The sequence below is a fragment of the Limosilactobacillus oris DSM 4864 genome (assembly GCF_001434465.1).
GTDB lineage: Bacteria > Bacillota > Bacilli > Lactobacillales > Lactobacillaceae > Limosilactobacillus > Limosilactobacillus oris.
The window spans coordinates 26870-46168 of the sequence record NZ_AZGE01000012.1; the positions used below are offsets into that span (position 1 = coordinate 26870).

The following is a 19299-nucleotide window of genomic DNA, read 5'->3' on the forward strand; positions in this document are numbered from 1 at the left end:
TTAAAATTAGTCTTTAATCTGCTTTACTTCGTCAATCAAAGTTCCGTCACGGTATTCAACCAGGGCCACAGTCCGGTCAGTGTATTCGATTGACTTTGGCTTGCCAACGATTCCTTCTGCCCGCTTTTGCAGTTCTTCGATTGAAACCAGCGGAATGCTTGGAGCCTTCTTGAAGGCTTCAATGAGGTCCTTCCGTGCTGGGTTAACGGCTACCCCGACTTCAGTAACCAGGACGTCAATGGATGAGCCTGGCGTAGTGATGGAGTTAACGGCGGGAACAACGGTGGCAATCCGGCCCCGGGTCAGTGGAGCGGAGATGATCGTCATCTTAGCGGTACCAGCATCCTGGTGACCACCAACGGCACCCCGGATAACCCCGTTGGAACCAGTCAGCACGTTAACGTTGAACTTGGTGTCGATTTCCAGGGCAGACAGGATGGCAACATCCAGTTGGTCAACCATGGCACCCTTGTTGTCAGGGTCGGCGTACCAGGAACCGTCAATTTCGATTTGACCAGGGTTGGACTTCATGCTGGAAGCGGCACCCTTGTCAAAGTCTTGGACGTCCATAACCTTCTTAACCAGGCCTTCTTCAAGCAGCTTGACGATTGGTGAAGTCGTTCCCCCACAAGTGAAGGCAGCCGTAACGTCATTGTCCAGCATAGATTGACGCAGGTAACGGGTAACGGCCAGTGAAGCACCACCAGTACCAGTCTGGAAGGAGAAGCCGTTCTTGAAGTAAGGTGAGTTAACGATGACATCGTTAACCATCTTGGCAATCTTCAATTCCTTCGGGTCCTTAGTGAACCGGGTAGCCCCACTACCGATCCGGTCAGGGTCCCCAACCTTGTCAACCTTAACCACGTAGTCAACCTGGGTCTGCTTGATGGAAGCAGGCGTGTTCGGGTAGTCGGCAATGGTGTCAGTCAGGAGAACCACCTTGTTAGCGTATTGGGCATCCACCAGGGCGTAACCAAGGGAACCAAGGGCGGAGTCACCTTCCATCCCGTTAGCGTTCCCCATCCGGTCGGAGTTCGGAACACCCAGGAAAGCCACGTCAATCTTGATGTTGCCATTTTCGATGGAACGCGCACGGTTACCGTGGGAACGGAAGATAACCGGGTTCTTCAACAAACCGTGAGAAACGGCTTCACCCAGGCTGCCCCGCATTCCGGAGCTGGTAATGTTAGTGATGGTGCCGGCCTTGATGGCTTCAACCACCTTATCGTTCATTACACCGGTCAAAGAAGATGGCGCCAGGGTCAGGTCCTTGTAGCCCATCTTAATGATCTTATCCATAACCATGTTGAAGACATAGTCACCATTCCGGAAGTGGTGGTGGAATGAAATCGTCATCCCGTCCTTCAGGTTGTCCTTGATGACTTGGTCTAAGGAGTCGACCAGCTTGTCGTCACCCTTGGTTACGCGAACATCGTGGCCCGTGTAGTGAACCGTTGGGTGGCCAATTTCGGTAGTTTCAAATGGCTTGTAGTTAGTTGAGTTTAAGATTTCGTCTGAGATTTCACGACCGACACTATTTTTCAATGTATTCACCCTCCTCATTGATCAGGTTGGAAGCCTTAGCTAAGCGAATTACCCGTTGTGCACGCAGGACAACGGGGCGGTCAACCATTTGACCGTTCATGGAAATAACACCGGAACCCTTCTGGTGGGCTTCTTCAATGGCTGCTTCCACGTCCAACGCGTTTTCGATTTCTTTCTTGGTTGGCTCGTAAACCTTGTTAACCCAGTCAATTTGCCGTGGGTTAACAAGGGACTTGCCGTCAAAGCCAAGTTCGTGGATGTGTTCAGTTTCCCGCTGGAAGCCTTCCACGTCGTTCATGTTGGTGAAGACGGTATCGAAGGCGGCAATTCCAGCAGCCCGGGCGGCGTGGAGAATCATGTTCCGCGCAAATTCTAGTTCGGCGCCGTCTGGGTAACGGTGGGTCTTCATGTCAGTCGTGTAGTCTTCGGCAGACAGGGCCAGACCAATCATCCGGTCGGTACTTGCGGCGATTTCTGGGGCGTTTAGAACACCCTTCGCGCTTTCAATGGCGGCCATGACATGGGTTGAGCCAGGTTCGCGGCCGAACTTCTTTTCGGCTTCTTCCACTACCTTGACCAGGTCGAGCATCATTTGAGCGGATTCAACCTTTGGCAACCGCACAACTTCGATGCCGGCCTTAACCATGGCGTAAACATCATTCTTGAAGTATGGCGTGTCAATCCCGTTGACCCGGACAACCAACTCAGAGTCGCCGTAGTCTTGGGTTTGTAATGCTTCGTAAACCAGCATCCGGGCAGCATCCTTTTCCGACATGGAAACAGAGTCTTCCAGGTCGAACATAATGGAGTCCGCACCGTAAATACCAGCATCCTTAACCATTCCGGCGTTGTTCCCCGGAACAAACATCATGGTCCGACGTAAACGTTCTTCCATTATTAAAATACCTCCCAGTCTGGTTGATCCGTAGTTTCCAGAGCCCGTTGTGCGGCTGCCATGGTCCGTGCCTTCACAACACAGTCCAGGGCTCCTTTGTCAACGGCCTTGACGTTCGCGTTGTCAATTCCGTAGGCGTTCAAAGTCTCAGTGATGACCTTGCGAATTTGGTCGCCGTACAGCTCCTCCACTGAGGAATCTAGGTCGATATTGATTCCGTTGTCGCCCTTGCTCAGGGTGATTTGGATATCGGATGATTCCAAAGTTCCTGCAAGTGCAGTCTTCTTAATATCCATTATTCTAAACTTCCTTCCTTAATGCGTGCTCTGAGATCAGACCAGTGATTTTGAATAAATGAGAGCGTCGTTTGTGGAACGTAATCTTGCACCACCGCTAATTCATCGTTAGCAATCGCTGCTCGTACCTTCGTGGCTGAAATCACGTCCTGACTAGCATTAGCAGCCCGATCCAGGATTTTGACCTCAACCTCAGGTGGTAGAACCCTAGTTAATTCTTGGTTATAAATATCAGTTGTCGGCGAGAACGGCTCGCTGCCAACGTAACGCCGCGTAATGTTTAACGGCGCGGCAATTTGCTCCTTAAAGAGGGTGGCGTCCAAAGCGGCCTGAAAGTGGGCCACGTTTTGGTCGTCTTTAAGGAAATAGGCCGGGAACGTGGCGTAGGAAACCATGTAGTCCCCGCCAGGAACCACCGTCACGTTGTCCAGGTCGGCGCACCCCGCTTGGACTAGCTGGTAACGCTCCGCAGCGGTAAAGAGCGAGGCCTCCTGGCTGACCACGAAAACGTAGACGTGGTCGTTTTCTTTGCTAGCCTGCTCCACCAAGTAGCGGTGGCCGTTGGTAAAGGGGTTGGCATTCATCACGATACCAGCAATTTGACTATCGTCCTGGTCGGCAAAGTGCGGCAGGTCCTGGATGTAGTCGTGAACGTCCGGGGTCCCATTCTCCATGATGGCCCCGTCGTCAACCACCGCCAGGGCGTGAAAACCAACGTAGCCGAAGCTCTGGACGTACTGAGGCTTGGTAAAGACGAAGAGGTGGAAGCGGCCCATTGTTGCCGCCTCGTTGACCAGCTTGCTGACCAGCTCATTAAAGGTTTCCCCATGGCCCTTGACCTTGGAACAGACAGCGATGTATTTCAGGACGTTGCCGGCAATCGAGCCGGTCGCCATAATCTCGCCGTCCTCCTCCCAGACGAAGGTTCGCTCAACCTGCTGGGTTTCCTTTGGTGAAAACTCCGTGATTCCCGTCTTTTTTAAGAACGCCTGCCACTTGGCAAAGTTCCGCTTGATGTGAATGTTGATTTCACGAACCTGCATGGTCGCTCCTCCTCTAGTTACTTCTTGCTCGCCGCGTAATCCTTGACCGCTTGGGCCACCGTATCCACGACCCCGTCATCAAAGACGCCGGGGACAAAACGGTCGGCCGTCGGTTCGGGTACAAGACTGGCAATCCCTTGGGCAATCGCCTTCTCCAGGCCAAAGTCCACCTTGTTCAGATCGGTTGCCAGCAGGCCCTTGTAGAGGCCCGGGAAGACCAAGATGTTGTTGACCTGGTTCGGGTACTGGCTCGAACCAGTTGCCATCACCTGAACCCCCGCTTCGTGGGCCACGGCCGGGTCAATTTCCGGCTTCGGGTTGGCCAAGGCAAAGATAATCGGGTTATCTGCCATCTTCTTAACCTGGTCGGCGCTTAAAACGTCGGCGTCGGACAGGCCAATAAAGACGTCCCGGTCGCGAACGGCTTCGTCCAGGTCAGCATAAGCAGTCTCGTCACTGCTCTGCTTAACCAGGTCCGTCTGGTAGTGGTTATAGTTCTTACTATCAGCGTGAACCGGACCATCAATGTCGACGAAGGTGATGTTCTTGATACCAGCTGCGAAGAGAAGGCGGGCGGTCGCAACCCCTGAGGCCCCCACCCCGTTGATGACAACCTTCAAGTCGGTCAGCTGCTTGCCAACCACCTTGGCGGCGTTGATCAAACCGGCTAGAACTACGATGGCCGTCCCCTCCTGGTCATCGTGGTAGACGGGAATATTAACTTCCTTCGCCAGTTTTTCCTCAATTTCAAAGCAGCGGGGGGCCGCAATGTCTTCGAGGTGGAAGCCGGCAAAGGACTCCTGCATGTTCTTCAAGGTACTAACCACTTCATCTGGTGAAACCTGCTCGACGGTCAGTGGCAGGGCATTTACCCCGGACAAATCCTTGTATAAGAGGGCCTTTCCTTCCACGATTGGCAAGCCGCCGGCCGGGCCGATGTTTCCCAGGCCGAGCACTGCGGAGCCATCCGTGACCAGGGCGACCAGCTTGCCGCTCATTGTGTACTTATCCTTTAACTCCGGATAACGTTCAATCAGCTTAGAAATAATCGCCACGCCTGGCGTGTAAGCCTCGCCTAATTCCTGCTTGTTGTGGACCGCAAACTCCGGTGAGATGGCAAGCACACCGTGGTGTTTTGCATGAAGTGATAATACTTCTTCGTCTTTCATCATTAACATCCTCCAACCACTAGGCCTAGTTTACTATCTTTTTTAAATATTGTAAATATAAGCGAATGTTTTTAAATATTTGAAAAGAACCCGAGTGAAATTAAATGCTATAATCAACTGTAATAGACTTTCCACAAAGCAGGTGAAGGATTCATGGACGCAGAACACAACCAGCTCCTGGCAACCTTAGCGCAGGACTACTACCTCAGTAAGATGGCCATCAGTGATATTTCCAAAAAGTACCACCTCAGCCGCTATCTCATTATGAAATACCTGGATGAAGCGCTGGCCTCGGGGATTGTCAGCATCAACATCCACACAGATTACGACCGCAACGCTAAACTAGAACGCACCCTCCAGCAGCACTTCAAGATTAAAAACCTCATCGTCATCAAGGACCCGACGAATCCCCAAGACCGCGACCAAATCATCGCGACCTTCGCGGCCAACCAGGTCCAGTCACTGATTAGGGACTGCCATACGGTCGGGCTGACCTGGGGCGAGACTATCTACGCCATGCTCGACCACTTCAACAAGCAGACCGCCAGCCAGCTGACCTTTACCCAGTTTATGGGCGAAAACATGCGCTACCACTCCTCGGCAGCGTCGATGCGGATGGTCCAAAAGGCCGCGGCCAAGTACGATGTTCCCTACCAGACGATTCCCGGTCCACTGTACATCATTAATGACCAGGCACGGACGGCCCTTTACCAGGAGCCGGCATTCACCGCGGCGTTTACGGCGGCCCGCCGGATGGATATTATCATTTGTGGGCTCGGCACCCGCCAGTCCATCAACAGTATTCCCGCCTGGGCGGAGAACACTGACCGGATTTTCCCCGGAGTCGACCTGGGTAAGATTGCCGGTGTCGCGTTTGGACGGCCCTATGACCTTCACGGCCGGTTCCTGGTGTCGCCGGAAAATGACAAAACCCTTTCCATCCCCCTCGACCAAATCATGCGGGTGCCCCGACGGCTTGCCATCGTCCAGCGAAAATCAAAGTTCCAAGCGGCCCGAGGTGCTTTGGAGGGGAAGCTCTTCACCGACATGATTCTGACCGAGTCAGTTGCCTTGCGGATTACCGACGCCCTCGGAATTTAGGATTTAAAAGAGAGTGGGACAGAACTAGCTTGTCTAGTTCGTCGTCCCACCTCCGCAAGGATGGCTAGGTTGGTCAAATGCTGATTTATCAGCGTTTGAACTGCCAGCCAGCTACTGCGCTGAGGCATTACTAACTTTAAAATATTGAAGAGGCTGAGTTAATTTTCAGCCTCTTTTTTGATTACTAGTGAATGATTCAAAAAGGCAACTTACCAATCCAACTCTTTCAGTAGCAAACTATTCAATTAAGTTATTACCAGAGGCCAATAACCTTCATCCACTAGAACTAGAGAACCACTTGATGAAGCCTAATTCTGACAGTTGACCAGCCATGTATACCAGGACAGACAGCCAGATCAGAACGTTCCAAGCACCAGTTTCGTGCAGCAGGTCCTTTGTGTCCAGGACACCGGTAATCAACAGCAGGGAAATTGCCAAGAAGGCGACGAAGGTGGCGTCAATTGCTGGGATGAAACTAGTTAACATCCAGAGAACCAGGGTCAGGATGAAAATCAAGCCCATCAGCTTTTCAGAAATCTTCATCTTGCCCATCTTGTCTAACTCTTCGTTAGCCCATTCCTTCGCGTTAGGCGTTTCCTTAACCTCAGGCGGGTACATCTTGTAGATAATGTATGGAGTAGCAAGCAGACAGATAACACTTGGAACAACACCGGCAACGAACCAGCCCAACCAGGTAATGTTGATGTGCAGGGTCTTTGCCAGGGCCACGATAACTAGGTTTGGTGCCATGGCCGTCATGAACGTTGCAGAAGTAATCAGGTTACTGTGGAATTCAGAGAAGACCAGGAATGAACCAATCTTCTTCCGTGTGCCCTTCTTGGGGTCAGATCCGTAAGTTTCTGCCAGTGACTTCACGATTGGGTAAACAACCCCACCGGCACGCGCCGTGTTGGATGGGATGGCTGGTGAAGTAACCAGGTCGATCCCCATGATGGAGTACGCTAACCCCAAACTCCGGTGACCGAAGCTCCGGACGAATACCAGGGCAATCCGGCGTCCCAGGCCGGTCTTGATGAAGCCCCGGGAGAGCATGAAGGCCATTGCAATCAGCCAAGCAGATGAGTTACTGAAGGCGGTCAGGGCCCCCTTCATTGGTGCCAGACCTACCAGCACCATCACCGTGAAACCGACTAGGGTCGTCCCGGCAATTGGCAGCGGCTGGGTGATACAGCCGACGATTGTGGCAACGAAAATGGCAAACATGTGCCAAGCAGCTAATGAAACGCCATCCGGCCGAATTGGACCACAGAACCACAGGATTAAACCAATGGCAAGTGTCCAGGCCCAGGCCTTAGTTTTGAACTTTGATAATTCCATCTTTCAATTCCTCTTTATATTAAGTCTTTCCTCTAATCAAGTTACAGCTCTACGCCGTCAAGAACTTCCTTCATCTTGGCAGCCGAATGAGCCATCTTCTTACTCTCTTCTTCTGAAAGGTCATGTTCGATAACCTTCACGATTCCGCTAGTGTTAATGACCGCTGGAACCCCCAGGTAGAGGTCAGAAACACCGTATTCACCATTTAAGGGTGCGGAGATTGGCAGGGTCACGTTGCGGTTTTCCAAGATAGCCTTCACGATGTAGGCCAGGCACTTGGCGACGCCGTAAAAGGTGGCACCCTTGCGTGCGATAATCTTACCGCCCCGCTCCTTCACCATTTCCTCGATTCCAGCGTAATTAGTTGCGGTGAAATTGGCAACTTCTTTAAGCGGCTGGCCGTTGACCGTAGCTTCATCAAAGGCTGCAAAGGATGTATCCCCGTGCTCGCCCATGATGTGGGCGTCGATCTCGCTTACCGGTACGTTCAGTTTTTCTGCCAAAATCACGTTTAAGCGGGTACTATCCAGTGACGTTCCCGTCCCGATGACCCGGTTCTTAGGGAACCCAGACATCCGCTGAGTCAGAGTTGTCAAAATATCAACCGGGTTGCTGGAAACCACGAAAATGCCGTGGAAACCGCTGTCGACGATTGGTTGAACAATTGTCGACAAGATTTTGGCATTCTTGTTAACCAGGTCCAACCGGGTTTCGCCCGGCTTCCGGGGTACCCCAGCGGTAATTACGGCCACATCCGCGTCGGCAGCGTCAGCGTATTCGCCGGAACGAATAATCGTTGGTGCCTCCAAAGGGGTAATGTCTTGCAGGTCCATGGCATCCCCGTCCGCCTTGTCCTTGTTAAGGTCGACAATCACCAATTCATCAACTTCCTGCGTCGTTTGCAGCAGCGAGTATGCAAATGACGAACCAACCGCACCATCACCGACTAGGAGAACCTTGTGGCGACGTTTAATCATATCGAATTCCTCCCTGAATAAGGTTAAAAATAATTGCTTATCACCGGCACCAGCCACGGTCCCGGTCAAATTTCAAGCCTACTTGAGGCTGCGGGCGTAGAGGGTAACCTGCTGCCCAGCCTGCCGGCCAAAGACAATCGTTTCGGCGATGGAATTCCCGCCGACCCGGTTGTTACCGTGCAGGCCACCAGCAACTTCACCCGCGGCAAAGAGCCCCTGGATGATATCCCCGTTGCCATCGAGAACCTGAGTCTTCGGCGTAACGTGGATTCCACCCATCGTGTAGTGGATAGCTGGGGCAATGTGGATGGCAAAGAAGCCCGGCTTGGTGATGCCCCGGTCCATCCCAGTCGTCCGGTGGAACTCGGCGTCATCATGGTTTTCCACGGCCTGGTTCCAGGTCGTAACCGTCTGCTTCAAGGTTGCCGGATCCATGTTCAGCTTCTCAGCCAAATCCTCAACCGTATCACCATGAACAACCAGACCTACTTTGTCGTAGAACTCAATGGCCTTGGCCCGGTCACGGATGCCCTGGTCGAAAATCAGGTAAGCACTGTGCTCTGGCAGGGCTGTGATGGCGTTGGAAACGATCTTCCGGGTATTCAGCTCATTCACGAACCGCTGCCCGTCTGCGTTAACCAGGATAGCCCCTTCACCACGAACAGCTTCCCCAATCAGGTAGACATGGGGGTTGTCCTGCTGAACGGTTGGGTGAACCTGAACCAGGTTCATCTGCATCAGCTCAGCACCAACACTTTCGGCCAATTTCAGGCCGTCACCGGTAGCCCCCGGTTGGTTGGTCGTCTTGTAGTCCTTGAGGTCGGGGCGGAAGCGTTCGATGTATTCCTTAGAAGCACCGAAGCCCCCGGTTGCCAGAATCACTGCCTTGGCACTGACCTGCTTCGTAAGGTCGCCAGACTTGACTTCAACGCCGTTAACCCGGCCTTCCGCGTCTTGTAAGAGCTTAATGACCTTGGTGCGGTTAAAGACCGGAATATCTTCCTTGGCTACAACACCGAGGAGGCTGTTGACCAGAAAGCCACCAATCGGCGCCATACTTGCTGGCCGGTGGGTCCGCTTCTTGGACATTCCCCCGGTAACGGTGATGTCATCCAGCTTGATGTCGTGGTCAGCTAACCAGTCGATTGCCGGCGCGGTATGGTAGACGAAGTAGCCCAGCATGTCTTTATCGTTGAGCCGGCCACCATCCTTGTAGGTTTCACGGTAGAAGTCACCGACGTTGTCAATCACACCGTGGTGTAGCTGAACGTTGGTCTCGGCGGCGTTCATCCCGGAAGAGGCCCGGTTGGTGTTCCCACCCAGTTCCTCTTCTTTTTCCAGCACGGCCACCTTCATGCCCAGCTCGTGGGCCTGAATAGCAGCGGCCAGCCCGGTTCCACCAGAACCAATGATGACAGCATCATAGCTGTCATCCAGCTTGCTAACTGATAATGGTTGAAACTTTTCTGCCATTATTAATTGATCTCCTTTTTAATTAGTCTTCACGATCAACGTTAGTCATCTTCAGCATATCCATCCATTCGTCGTACTGTTCTTCAGTCACCTTGCCGGACTTCAGGGCTGCTTCCTTCAACGTGCTGCCAGCCTTGTCAGCGGCTTGGGCAATCTTGGCGCTGTCGTGGTAACCAATGTGTGGTGACAGTGCGGTAACCGTCATCAGCGAATTGTCAACCAGTTCGGCCATCCGCTTTTCGTTAACGGTCATGCCAGCAACACAGCGGTCAGCAAAGCCAGTGATGGTTCCGGCCAAGAGGTCCGCCGATTCCAGGAAGGCGTCGATCAGGACGGGCTTGTAAACGTTCATTTCAAAGTTACCTTGGGATGAAGCCATCGTAACCACGGTATCGTTACCGAAGACCCGAATAGCTGCCATCGTAACGGCTTCCGCCTGGGTTGGGTTAACCTTCCCTGGCATGATGGATGAGCCTGGTTCGTTAGCTGGAATGTTTAATTCATCATAACCAGCCCGGGGACCAGAAGCCAAGAACCGAATATCCTGGGCAATCTTGAACATGTCAGCGGCTAAAGTCTTCAAAGCACCGTGGACTACATCCAGTCCAGAGTGGTTAGCTAAGCCGTAGAACTTATTACTCTTGGCAGTCAGCTTCAAGCCGTAAACTTCAGACAGCTTTTCAGCAATCTTTTCTGGCATCCCTTCGGCGGCATTCAAGCCAGTACCAACGGCAGTCCCACCAATGGCTAATTCGTTCAGGGTTGGTTCCAAAGTCTTGATGTAGTCCAAGTCGTGTTCTAGTGCGGAAACGTAGCCAGAAACTTCTTGACCGAACGTCAACGGCACGGCATCTTGCAGGTGGGTCCGGCCAACCTTAACCGTCTTCCAGTACTTGTCCTGTTTGATCTTCAATTCGTCAATCAGGTGTTGAACCGCTGGCTTCAGGTTGTCTAAGGCTTCCAAAGCCACCACGTTCATCGCGGTTGGGAAAGTATCGTTTGAACTCTGCCCCTTGTTGACATCATCGTTTGGCAAAATTTCGATGTCCGGGTTGATTTCGTGAGCCTTGTGGGCCACGACTTCATTAGTGTTCATGTTGGTCTGCGTCCCAGAACCAGTCTGGTAAACCTTCAATGGGAAGTCCTTGCGCAGGTCTTCATCGCTTAACGCAAGCAATTCATCGATTGCCTTCACGATTAAGTTACCCTTGTCAGCAGAAATTGCATTGGTTTCCATGTTCGCCTGGGCCGCTGCCTTCTTAATGTTCAGTAAAGCACGAATAATTGCTAACGGCATGTACTGACCAGTTGGGAAATTATTGCGGCTCCGTTCCGTTTGCGGTCCCCATAATGCACTTGCGGGGATTTTAACTGGGCCTAAAGTATCTTCTTCTGTTCGGTAATCAGACATAATAAAAACCTCCAATGGATTATCTTGCAATAACAACTTGTGAAATGTTACACATCATTACGCCATTATCCTAACTCATCGCCACTGCAATAGTCAAACCTTTAACATTTTATAAATTTCACTTATGGAATTAGGCGCCTGCCCCGGTGTGATAGCCTTTTCATTTGGGTGGTGTGATTTTTTCACAAGGTTTTAAAAACAAAAAATGCCCCTTAACTTCAAAAAGTTGCTGGAGCATTTTCACAATTAAGCTCATTTTCACAAGCTAGATTAACAGTTTGCTTGCAAGTGCTTATTAAATAGCTAATCAGGTGACGGCATATTTAATACTTTGCTTCCCAGGTCATTTTCTCCACAGCCGTTTGGGCGTCTGTGATTCCCTCACCGGCCAAGTCCTGGTCGATTGCCGACTGGGCAACCGTGATGGCAACCCGCTTCGAGAAGTCCGCTAGCTTCTCCACCGGCGGAAGGACGGCGGCCCCCGGCTGGTCAGGGTCGACAATGCCACTCAGGGCGTGCGCGGCGGCTGCAATCATCTCATCATTCAACAGCTTGGCTTGGGCGGCCAGGGCGCCAAAGCCAACTCCCGGGTAAATCAGGGCGTTATTGGCCTGACCAATGTGGTAATCTACGCCGTCATAATTAATCGTCCCCGCCGGAATTCCGGTGGCAACCAGGGCCCGGCCTCCAGTCCACTTTAGCAGGTCGGCCGCCTTGGCTTCGGCCAGCTTAGTGGGGTTGGATAGTGGGAAAATTACTGGTCGCTTAGTATGGGCCGCCATCTCCTTGACGACTGCTTCATTGAAGGCTCCCGGCTGGGTCGAGGTGCCAATCATGACCGTTGGGTGCACCGCCTGAACTACGGAAAGCAGGTCAGTCAGCTCATCCGCATTTGCAAATTCGGCCCGCTGACGGGTAAACGGTTTTTGCTTCGGGGTCAAACCCGGTGTGTCTTCGAAGAGGAGCCCCTGTTTATCAACCAGGTAGAAGCGCTTCTTCGCTTCCGCGGGCTCCATCCCCTGCCGAATCAGTTCCTCGTACAACATTTTAGCGATTCCCATACCGGCAGTTCCGGCGCCAAAGGTCAGGAAGATCTGGTCGGTCAGCTTTTCCTTAGAGATGTTCATGGCACCCAGGACCCCGGCGAGGGAAATGATCCCGGTACCCTGAATATCATCATTAAAGGTTAAAATCTGGCCCTGGTACTTATCGAGGATCTGGGCCGCGGTGCCCCGACCGAAATCTTCGAAGTGGAGCAGGCTCTTGGGGAAGAGTTTCTCAACTTCTTCGACGAAGCGATCGATAAAGGCAAAGTACCGGTCGCCACGAACCCGGTGCTGGCGGTTGCCAAGGTAGTTAGGATCATCCAGCAGCTGCTGGTTGTCAGTCCCTGCGTCAATCGATACCGGCAGGACCTGGGCCGGGTCAATGCCAGTGGCCGCGGTGTAGACCATCAGCTTCCCGACCGAAATATCGACCCCGTTGACTCCCCAGTCACCAATTCCCAGGATTCCCTCCGCATCGGTGACCACAATCAGGCGAATATCACGACCGTCCGCAGCAGCGGCCAGCTCCGTGGCAATGTCCTCCGGATGGTTGACATCCAGGTAGGCGGCATCCTGAGGCCGCAGGTAACGCTCATCGTACTGTTCGATGGACTCGGCAATTACCGGGTCATAAACAATCGGCATGAATTCGGTAATGTGCTGCTTCATCAGGTAGAAAAACAAGGTCCGGTTGGTATTGAAAATTTCCATCAGCAGGTGGCGTTTTTCAATTCCCGACGTTTTAGACTGGTACAAAGCGTAGGTTTCTGCCGCCTGTTCTTCGATTGTCCGCACGTGGGTTGGCAACAGGCCCAGCAACCCCAGCTCTCGGCGTTCCGCCATCGTAAACGCCGTTCCCTTATTCTTAAAGGGGTCATTTAAGATTTGCATTCCCTTACGCATCATAGTGTCACTATCCCTCTCTAATCTTTCTTCTTATGCAATTAACGATTCCCATCATAAGAGGGCCACTAATTTATAGTCAAACTTATGTTACACTATCAATAAAGTTGATATACCAGGCTTCGATTACTGATCTAGGGGGATTTATTTATGAAGATCAAGGATCTTGAATACTACCAAAAATTAGTCGAATACCAAAATTTTTCCCAGGTTGCTGCTCACTTCCAAGTCAGCCAGCCGACAATCACGATGGCCATTCAGCGCTTAGAAAAGGACTTTGGCAGTGCCTTTTTCATCCGGGACCACGTTCATAAGCAGCTGCACATCACACCAGCGGGCCAGCAGTTTGCCAACCACGTTACGGTCATCCTTAACGAACTCCGGGTGGCCCGGGAAGAAATCGCTCGGACCCAGTCGACCCGGATTCGCTTTGGCCTGCCGCCAATTATCGGCAACTACTACTTTCCCCCGCTCACCCCGATGCTGATGCGGGCCAAGCTGATGTCCCACCTCGACACCTATGAACACGGCTCCAAGGAGCTGTTGCGGATGCTGGAACAGGGTCAGCTGGACATTGCCCTCCTCGGCTCTCTGGAAGCCCTCCACCAGGCCCGCCTGCACACCCAGGAATTTGCCCACTATCCTTTTAAGGTCATCGTCGGCAAGAACCACCCGCTGGCCCGTCAAAAGAAGGTCTCTTTTGCTGCTCTTAAAAATGAACGTTTTATCGTCCCAGGAAGCGAATTTTTCCACGAACAGGCTTTCAAGCAGATGTGCCATAATGCCCATTTTCGCCCGAAGGTTCTTTTCCGCACACCCGACATCCACGTGATCAAGGCGATGGTGGCCGAAAATCTGGGAATTTCATTTCTGACCCAGCTGGCGATTGTCCCGAGTGACGATGTTGTTGTCCTCGCGATCACCGATGACGACCAGCCGACTTTCAGACTTTCACTAGCGACCCGGGAAACCGAGGTTCTCTCAGCCGACCAGCAAAAACTCTGGCAGCTATTGACGGAACAGGCGAAATAAGCACGTAATGACTAATAAGAGCCATTATGGCTACGCCGCGCAGCAAGCCTATTTGGGGTTGGTCAAATGCTGATGTAGCAGCGTTTGAATTGCCAGCCAGCTACTGCGCTGAGGCATTACTAACTTTAAAATATTAAAGAGGTTGAGTTAATTCCCAGCCCCTTCTTAACTATTCTTCAATTGTAATTTCATTCATCACAACGTCTTCCTTTGGCTTATCCATGCCATCCCGGTCGACCTTGCTAATTTTTTCGACGATCTCCATCCCGGAAATCACCTGACCAAAGACGGTGTGCCGGTGGTCCAGCCATGGCGTGCCACCCTTTTCCTTGTAGTGGTCAATTATCTCCTGCGGGTAACCAACCATCTTCATCTGTTCCAGCATATTTGCGGGTACCCGGCTGGCGGACACGATGAAAAATTGGCTGCCGTTCGTGTTCGGGCCGGCGTTAGCCATGGACAAGGCACCGTTAAAGTTGAAGAGCTGGTCGCTGAACTCGTCTTCGAAGGCCTTGCCATAGATGCTTTCACCACCACGGCCAGTACCAGTAGGATCCCCGCCCTGAATCATAAAGTCGGGAATCACCCGGTGGAAAAGCACCCCGTTGTAGTAGCCCTTCTTGGCAAGTTCAACAAAGTTCTTAACGGTCTTCGGTGCCAGCTTAGCAAAGAGCTGCACTTTGACCTCCCCTAAGCTAGTCTTGATTGTTGCCTGGGGCCCCTCCGCCTTGGTTAAATCAAGTTGTGGATAATCCATGTCTATTCCTCATTTCTCTTATTAATAATCACTATCTTAGCAAACATCGTTATTCTTTGCTAACCCGGAGCACGCAGGCACCCTTGATGTTGCCACCCTTAACGTGGCGGAGGGCCTGGTCCGCCTGCTCAAACGGGTACTCCGTCACGGCTGGTTCAATGTCGAGCCGGTCCGCCAGGGTCAAAAATTCCTCTCCGTCCCGCCGCGTGTTGCTTTCCACACTGGTCAACGTCTTTTCGTGAAAAAGGTAGTCCTGGTAATTCAGCGTTGGTACATCCGACATGTGAATACCGGCCAGGGTTCCCCCGGGAACAAGGCTCGCTAACGCCGGCAGGACCATCTCGCCAACGGGGGCAAACATAATTGCGGAATCCAGTGGCACTGGTGACGGGTCATAGGCCCCCTGCGCCGAGGCACAGCCTAGCTCAAGTGCAAACTTCTGGGCATCCTTACCGCGGGTAAAGACGTGGACTTCAATCCCCTGGGCCAGGGCAATTTGGGCCGTAATGTGTGCGGACCCGCCAAAACCATACAGGCCCAAGCGCCCACCTGCAGTAACGTTCGCCCGTTCGAAGGCCCGGTAGCCAATGATGCCCGCGCACAATAGCGGCGCCGCGGTTAAGGAATCGAAACGCGCCGGAATCCGGTAGGCAAAGCCTTCCGGAACGGTCACGTACTCGGCATAGCCGCCGTCATGATCCCAGCCGGTGTAAACGGAGTGGGAGCACAGGTTTTCGTGACCAGACCGGCAGAACTTGCAGACCCCGCAGGCATGCCGAAACCACGGAATCCCAATCCGTTCACCAAGGGCAAAGCGTTGGGTTTCCGGCCCCCGGGCAACGACCCGCCCCACGATTTCATGCCCTGGCGTCACGTGTTTACGGTGAACTGGCAGGTCCCCCTCCGTGACGTGGAGGTCGGTATGACAGACCCCACAGGTCAAGACCTTGACCAGCACTTCCCCCCGGCCAGGTGTCGGGACGGGCTTTTCCACCAGTTTAAGCGGGGCCCGGTCGCCATCGACTGGCCCCGGAGTAGTGACCGCCCACGCCCGCATCGTTTTCGGAATCGTTTCGTTTTGTTCTGTCATCTACAACGCTCTCTTTCATCATCGAATTAAGTTCATTGTACCCCACTGACGCGTCGTGTTAAGTTTCTTTTCCTATTCGTAGTGCCGCTGCAGGCTTGTAATTGCCGCTCCCCAGCGTTCCTGAACCGCGGCAATATCGAGGGGCTGGTTGAGTGTCAAATCATCCTTGGCAGCTTGTGTCAAACCAGTCGGGCCGCCAATATCCTCAATGATTCCCCGGCCAAAGCCCGCCAGAAGTTTTGCCCGGTCACCATTAGAACGGCGGGGTACGCCGGAGGTTGCCACCAGCCGGATGATAAATTTCCAGGAATCACCAAAGTCGTAGTTAAGGGTCAGCTGGTCACCCGCCTTAAATTCGCCAAGCCAGTGCTTTGTCAGGCTGGCCGTCTCCTCATAGCCGCTGTCCAAAAGCGGTAGCTGGTAGCCAGTTGTCCCCGCCCAGAGGTCAAAGAGGTGGTTGCCCCGGACATTAAAGAGCGTGAGTACTTGAAAACACAACTTGTCGAGGCGGGTATCTCCGCTAACCTCAAATTCCCGCCACATTTGCGGAGAATAATCGGCTAGCTCGACCCGCACGCGGAAGGTTTGCCGGGCTACATCAAGGGGCCGTCGCACGTTCTGCCGTTGCCGGTCAAACTGCAACTGAATCCGGCGCAGCAGCTGTTGCAAGTGGTAGGTCCGCTGCTGAGAATGGAGGGCGTCCCAACCCTGAGCCACCGCCTGGTTAAACTGGCTGAAGTCATCATCACTAAACAGCTGCTGCGCCCGCATAAAACGAGCAAACTCGCGCAAGCCGGTCGCAATGCCCTTCAAGGCCGTGTCAGAAATGTTTTCATCTTGCCGTTCATCGTAGTGGAGGAGGTAATAATACGGTAAGGCCAAGTCATCCAGGGGCGAGATCCCGTTCGCCTCACAAAATGAACAGTAGTCCGCGGCCACGTCAACATCCCTGTCAATAATCTGGTCACTCTTGCCGTGGCGGTCGAGCAGGCGGCGGTAGTCCGTCAAGAACTGCTGGTTGACTGCCACCGCGTTCATAATATCGTTTAAGGATGAGGAGCGGTAGAGGTAGGTGCGGTTATGCTCGTTAAAGTCGGGATGGGCTGGCAAGTGAAAGTTCATCATCGCGTAGTCTTCAAAGAAGTCCATGATTGGCAGCTTTTCTCCCGATACCGGGTCCTTCTTCCAGGTCTCCTCCGCTAGCTGTAAAGCGAGTTCGGCATTGCTAGGCTGCTTGCTCCAGTCGATCGTCCCCTGATGGTCGTTTAGCAGGTCAGCGTAATTCTGGAGGTAGCGGGCCGCCGCCGTGTTGACGCCCCTTTCAAAGCTCACGGTGGCAAACTGAGCGTTGCGAATCAGGCTGATTTTTGCGTGCGGAATCGGTGAAAGCTCCAGCAGGGCGAGGAATTGGCGCTTAAACGCCGCCATGAATGACCGGGAATCATTAAAGCGCTGGGGGTGGCGCACAATTACAGGCAGGGCCAGTTGGTTATTCATAACAATCATGAAGTCACCCGTCACTCGGACCGACCAGTTTTGTGCATTACCCAGCTGGCCCTTGAACCGTGCCCGCGTGTTAACGTGCAGGTGTTGGGCGAGCAAATCATCTACTGCAATAATCACCATTACCAGCTCCTTTTCCATAGTTACTCTTATTGTGGCAGATAACCATTATCAAAACAAATATTGTTTACCAACTTAACGAAAATGCTAAAATGAGAATTACTAGCACCAACGCAAGTACGGAAAGGAAGTCTACCCATGACTAATCCTAATTTAGATATTTTTGACTTAAAACGGCTGCAGCTCCACCAGAGTAAGCAGGAACTGGAGCGCACCGGCCGCAACATCCAGCAAAAGGTGACCAGCCAGGACCTGAGTACCTTCGTCCCCGTCGACCGGGATCCGGTCGTAGCCATCCAGATGACCGAATCTAAAATGATTCCCGAACTGCTGCCCCTGCGTCACCAACGGATGCTGGCAAGCCAGTTTGCCTTTTTTCGGGGCACCGCGGAATTGATGGAACGCGATTTAAAAGAGCAGCACCAGAGCAACATCCCCATCGTCATCAGTGGGGACGCCCACGTCAATAACTTTGGTTTCTATGCCTCACCGGAACGACAACTGCTCTTTGGCCTCAACGACTTTGACGAGTCCCGAATCGGCAACTGGGAGAGTGACCTGAAACGCCTCCTGGTCAGCGCCGAACTGGTCGGGGAAGAAAACGGCTTTAACCGCGACGCCCTCAAGGAACTGCTCAAGCTAACGACCAAGACCTACCGGCACGCTATTAAACGGGCCAACCGGATGACCCTCTCCGAAATTTTTTATTCTTCCTTTGAAATCAACGACATGGTCAATACCATCAACGCCCTCGGTGATGGCAACGCGGAAATGAATTACCGGCTCGAGAAAATTATGAAGAAGAGCCAGCACAGTAACTCCGAAGAAATCGTCCAAAAGATGGGGACCACCAACGAACTCGGCCAGCTGGTCTTCAAGGATAACCCGCCGCGGGCCAAACATCTCGGTCCCCTCCTCTACCAGCAAGTGGTGGCAGGCTATAATTTCTACCGGCAAAACGCCCGCGAAGACGTCCGAGTTCTCCTTGCCAACTTCCATATTTCCGATATTATCCGTTACAGTGTCGGAGTTGGCAGCTTTGGGACCCGCTGCTACTTAATCATGCTGACCGGGCTGGACGGCAGCCACATCGTCCTCCAAGTCAAGGAGGCCCTTCCCCTTCGTTACAACCTCCTCAGCTTGCAGGTTCAAGAAGCAATTCACAATGGAATCCGGGCTGGGCGCCGAATCGTCACCGCCCAGCGGGTCCTGCAATCGAGTTCGGATCCCTTCCTGGCAAGTACCCGTTTTGGCGGCCGCAGCTATTACGTTCGCCAATTCCGTGACATGAAGGAATCAATCAACGTCAGCAAGCTGGACCTGGATAGTTTCCAACTCTACTGTCAGGTCTGCGCCCTCCTGCTCGCCATGGCTCATTCCCAAAGTCCGACCTCGCCGATGATCCGCGGCTACATCAAGCACCAAAAAGTTCTTGATGAAGGGCTGGCCAACTGGTCATTGCAGTACGTTAAACAAGTCAGCATGGACTACCAGGCCTTCAAACAGGCTGTTCAAAAAGACAAACAGCAACGCTAAACTATGAGAGAGTGAGACAAACGGGAGTGGGAAATGGGGCTGTGACATAAGCCCGATTACTTTA

At 52.7% G+C, this 19299-nt stretch carries 15 protein-coding genes and 1 pseudogene; 3 read left to right on the forward strand and 13 right to left on the reverse strand.

The genetic code is table 11. The features are described 5' to 3' along the window. Positions 1–6: 6 nt before the first annotated feature. The 5 genes from citF to FC49_RS05720 are packed head-to-tail and all read right to left on the reverse strand — an operon-like array spanning position 7 to position 4948. Complete coding sequence (citF, locus tag FC49_RS05700; protein ID WP_056984494.1) at positions 7–1545, reverse strand: citrate lyase subunit alpha; 1539 nt, start codon at positions 1543–1545, stop codon at positions 7–9. After that, entirely contained in the window at positions 1535–2440 is a 906-nt protein-coding gene (citE, locus tag FC49_RS05705) for a citrate (pro-3S)-lyase subunit beta (protein WP_003713714.1), read from the reverse strand. The genes citF and citE overlap by 11 nt, the downstream gene beginning before the upstream one ends. A 2-nt stretch (positions 2441–2442) precedes the next feature. Beyond that, complete coding sequence (gene citD / locus FC49_RS05710; protein WP_056984495.1) at positions 2443–2736, reverse strand: citrate lyase acyl carrier protein; 294 nt, start codon at positions 2734–2736, stop codon at positions 2443–2445. After that, entirely contained in the window at positions 2736–3779 is a 1044-nt protein-coding gene (gene citC / locus FC49_RS05715) for a [citrate (pro-3S)-lyase] ligase (RefSeq protein WP_015639430.1), read from the reverse strand. The genes citD and citC overlap by 1 nt, the downstream gene beginning before the upstream one ends. A 17-nt stretch (positions 3780–3796) precedes the next feature. Continuing rightward, on the reverse strand, positions 3797–4948 hold the full coding sequence (locus tag FC49_RS05720; protein WP_176605841.1) for an NAD(P)-dependent malic enzyme: 1152 nt from the start codon (positions 4946–4948) through the stop codon (positions 3797–3799). Positions 4949–5101: 153 nt separating this feature from the next. Between FC49_RS05720 and FC49_RS05725 the strand changes: the two genes are divergently transcribed. Further along, positions 5102–6049 (forward strand): sugar-binding transcriptional regulator, encoded by a 948-nt coding sequence (locus FC49_RS05725; protein WP_003713672.1) that lies wholly within the window; start codon positions 5102–5104, stop codon positions 6047–6049. Positions 6050–6325: 276 nt separating this feature from the next. Here FC49_RS05725 and FC49_RS05730 read toward each other — a convergent pair. The 5 genes and pseudogenes from FC49_RS05730 to FC49_RS05750 all read right to left on the reverse strand — a co-directional run. Continuing rightward, positions 6326–7387, reverse strand: a pseudogene (locus FC49_RS05730) (DASS family sodium-coupled anion symporter); the annotation flags it as partial. Between the two features lie 41 nt (positions 7388–7428). Then, positions 7429–8364, reverse strand: coding sequence for an L-lactate dehydrogenase (locus FC49_RS05735; RefSeq protein ID WP_056984496.1), 936 nt, complete (start codon positions 8362–8364; stop codon positions 7429–7431). A 78-nt stretch (positions 8365–8442) separates the two neighbouring features. Then, on the reverse strand, positions 8443–9837 hold the full coding sequence (locus tag FC49_RS05740) for a flavocytochrome c (RefSeq protein ID WP_003715447.1): 1395 nt from the start codon (positions 9835–9837) through the stop codon (positions 8443–8445). A 22-nt stretch (positions 9838–9859) separates the two neighbouring features. Beyond that, entirely contained in the window at positions 9860–11248 is a 1389-nt protein-coding gene (locus FC49_RS05745; protein ID WP_003713717.1) for a class II fumarate hydratase, read from the reverse strand. A 323-nt stretch (positions 11249–11571) separates the two neighbouring features. Continuing rightward, positions 11572–13200 carry a malolactic enzyme gene (locus FC49_RS05750; protein WP_056984497.1) on the reverse strand — a complete coding sequence of 543 codons (1629 nt, stop codon included), beginning with the start codon at positions 13198–13200 and terminating at the stop codon, positions 11572–11574. A gap of 147 nt (positions 13201–13347) precedes the next feature. Here FC49_RS05750 and FC49_RS05755 point away from each other — a divergent pair, with 147 nt between their 5' ends. Beyond that, on the forward strand, positions 13348–14229 hold the full coding sequence (locus tag FC49_RS05755) for a LysR substrate-binding domain-containing protein (protein ID WP_003715459.1): 882 nt from the start codon (positions 13348–13350) through the stop codon (positions 14227–14229). 169 nt (positions 14230–14398) lie between these two features. On the opposite strand, the gene FC49_RS05760 is transcribed toward FC49_RS05755, so the two are convergent. From FC49_RS05760 to FC49_RS05770, 3 genes are all read right to left on the reverse strand, one after another. Then, entirely contained in the window at positions 14399–14986 is a 588-nt protein-coding gene (locus tag FC49_RS05760; RefSeq protein WP_003713682.1) for a peptidylprolyl isomerase, read from the reverse strand. Positions 14987–15035: 49 nt separating this feature from the next. Then, entirely contained in the window at positions 15036–16076 is a 1041-nt protein-coding gene (locus FC49_RS05765; RefSeq protein ID WP_056984498.1) for a zinc-dependent alcohol dehydrogenase family protein, read from the reverse strand. A gap of 72 nt (positions 16077–16148) precedes the next feature. Continuing rightward, a complete protein-coding gene (locus FC49_RS05770; protein ID WP_225349539.1) occupies positions 16149–17702 on the reverse strand; it encodes a plasmid pRiA4b ORF-3 family protein in 1554 nt (517 codons plus the stop codon). A gap of 135 nt (positions 17703–17837) precedes the next feature. Between FC49_RS05770 and FC49_RS05775 the strand changes: the two genes are divergently transcribed. Beyond that, positions 17838–19235 carry a DUF2252 domain-containing protein gene (locus tag FC49_RS05775; protein ID WP_056984499.1) on the forward strand — a complete coding sequence of 466 codons (1398 nt, stop codon included), beginning with the start codon at positions 17838–17840 and terminating at the stop codon, positions 19233–19235. The last annotated feature ends 64 nt before the right edge of the window (positions 19236–19299 follow it).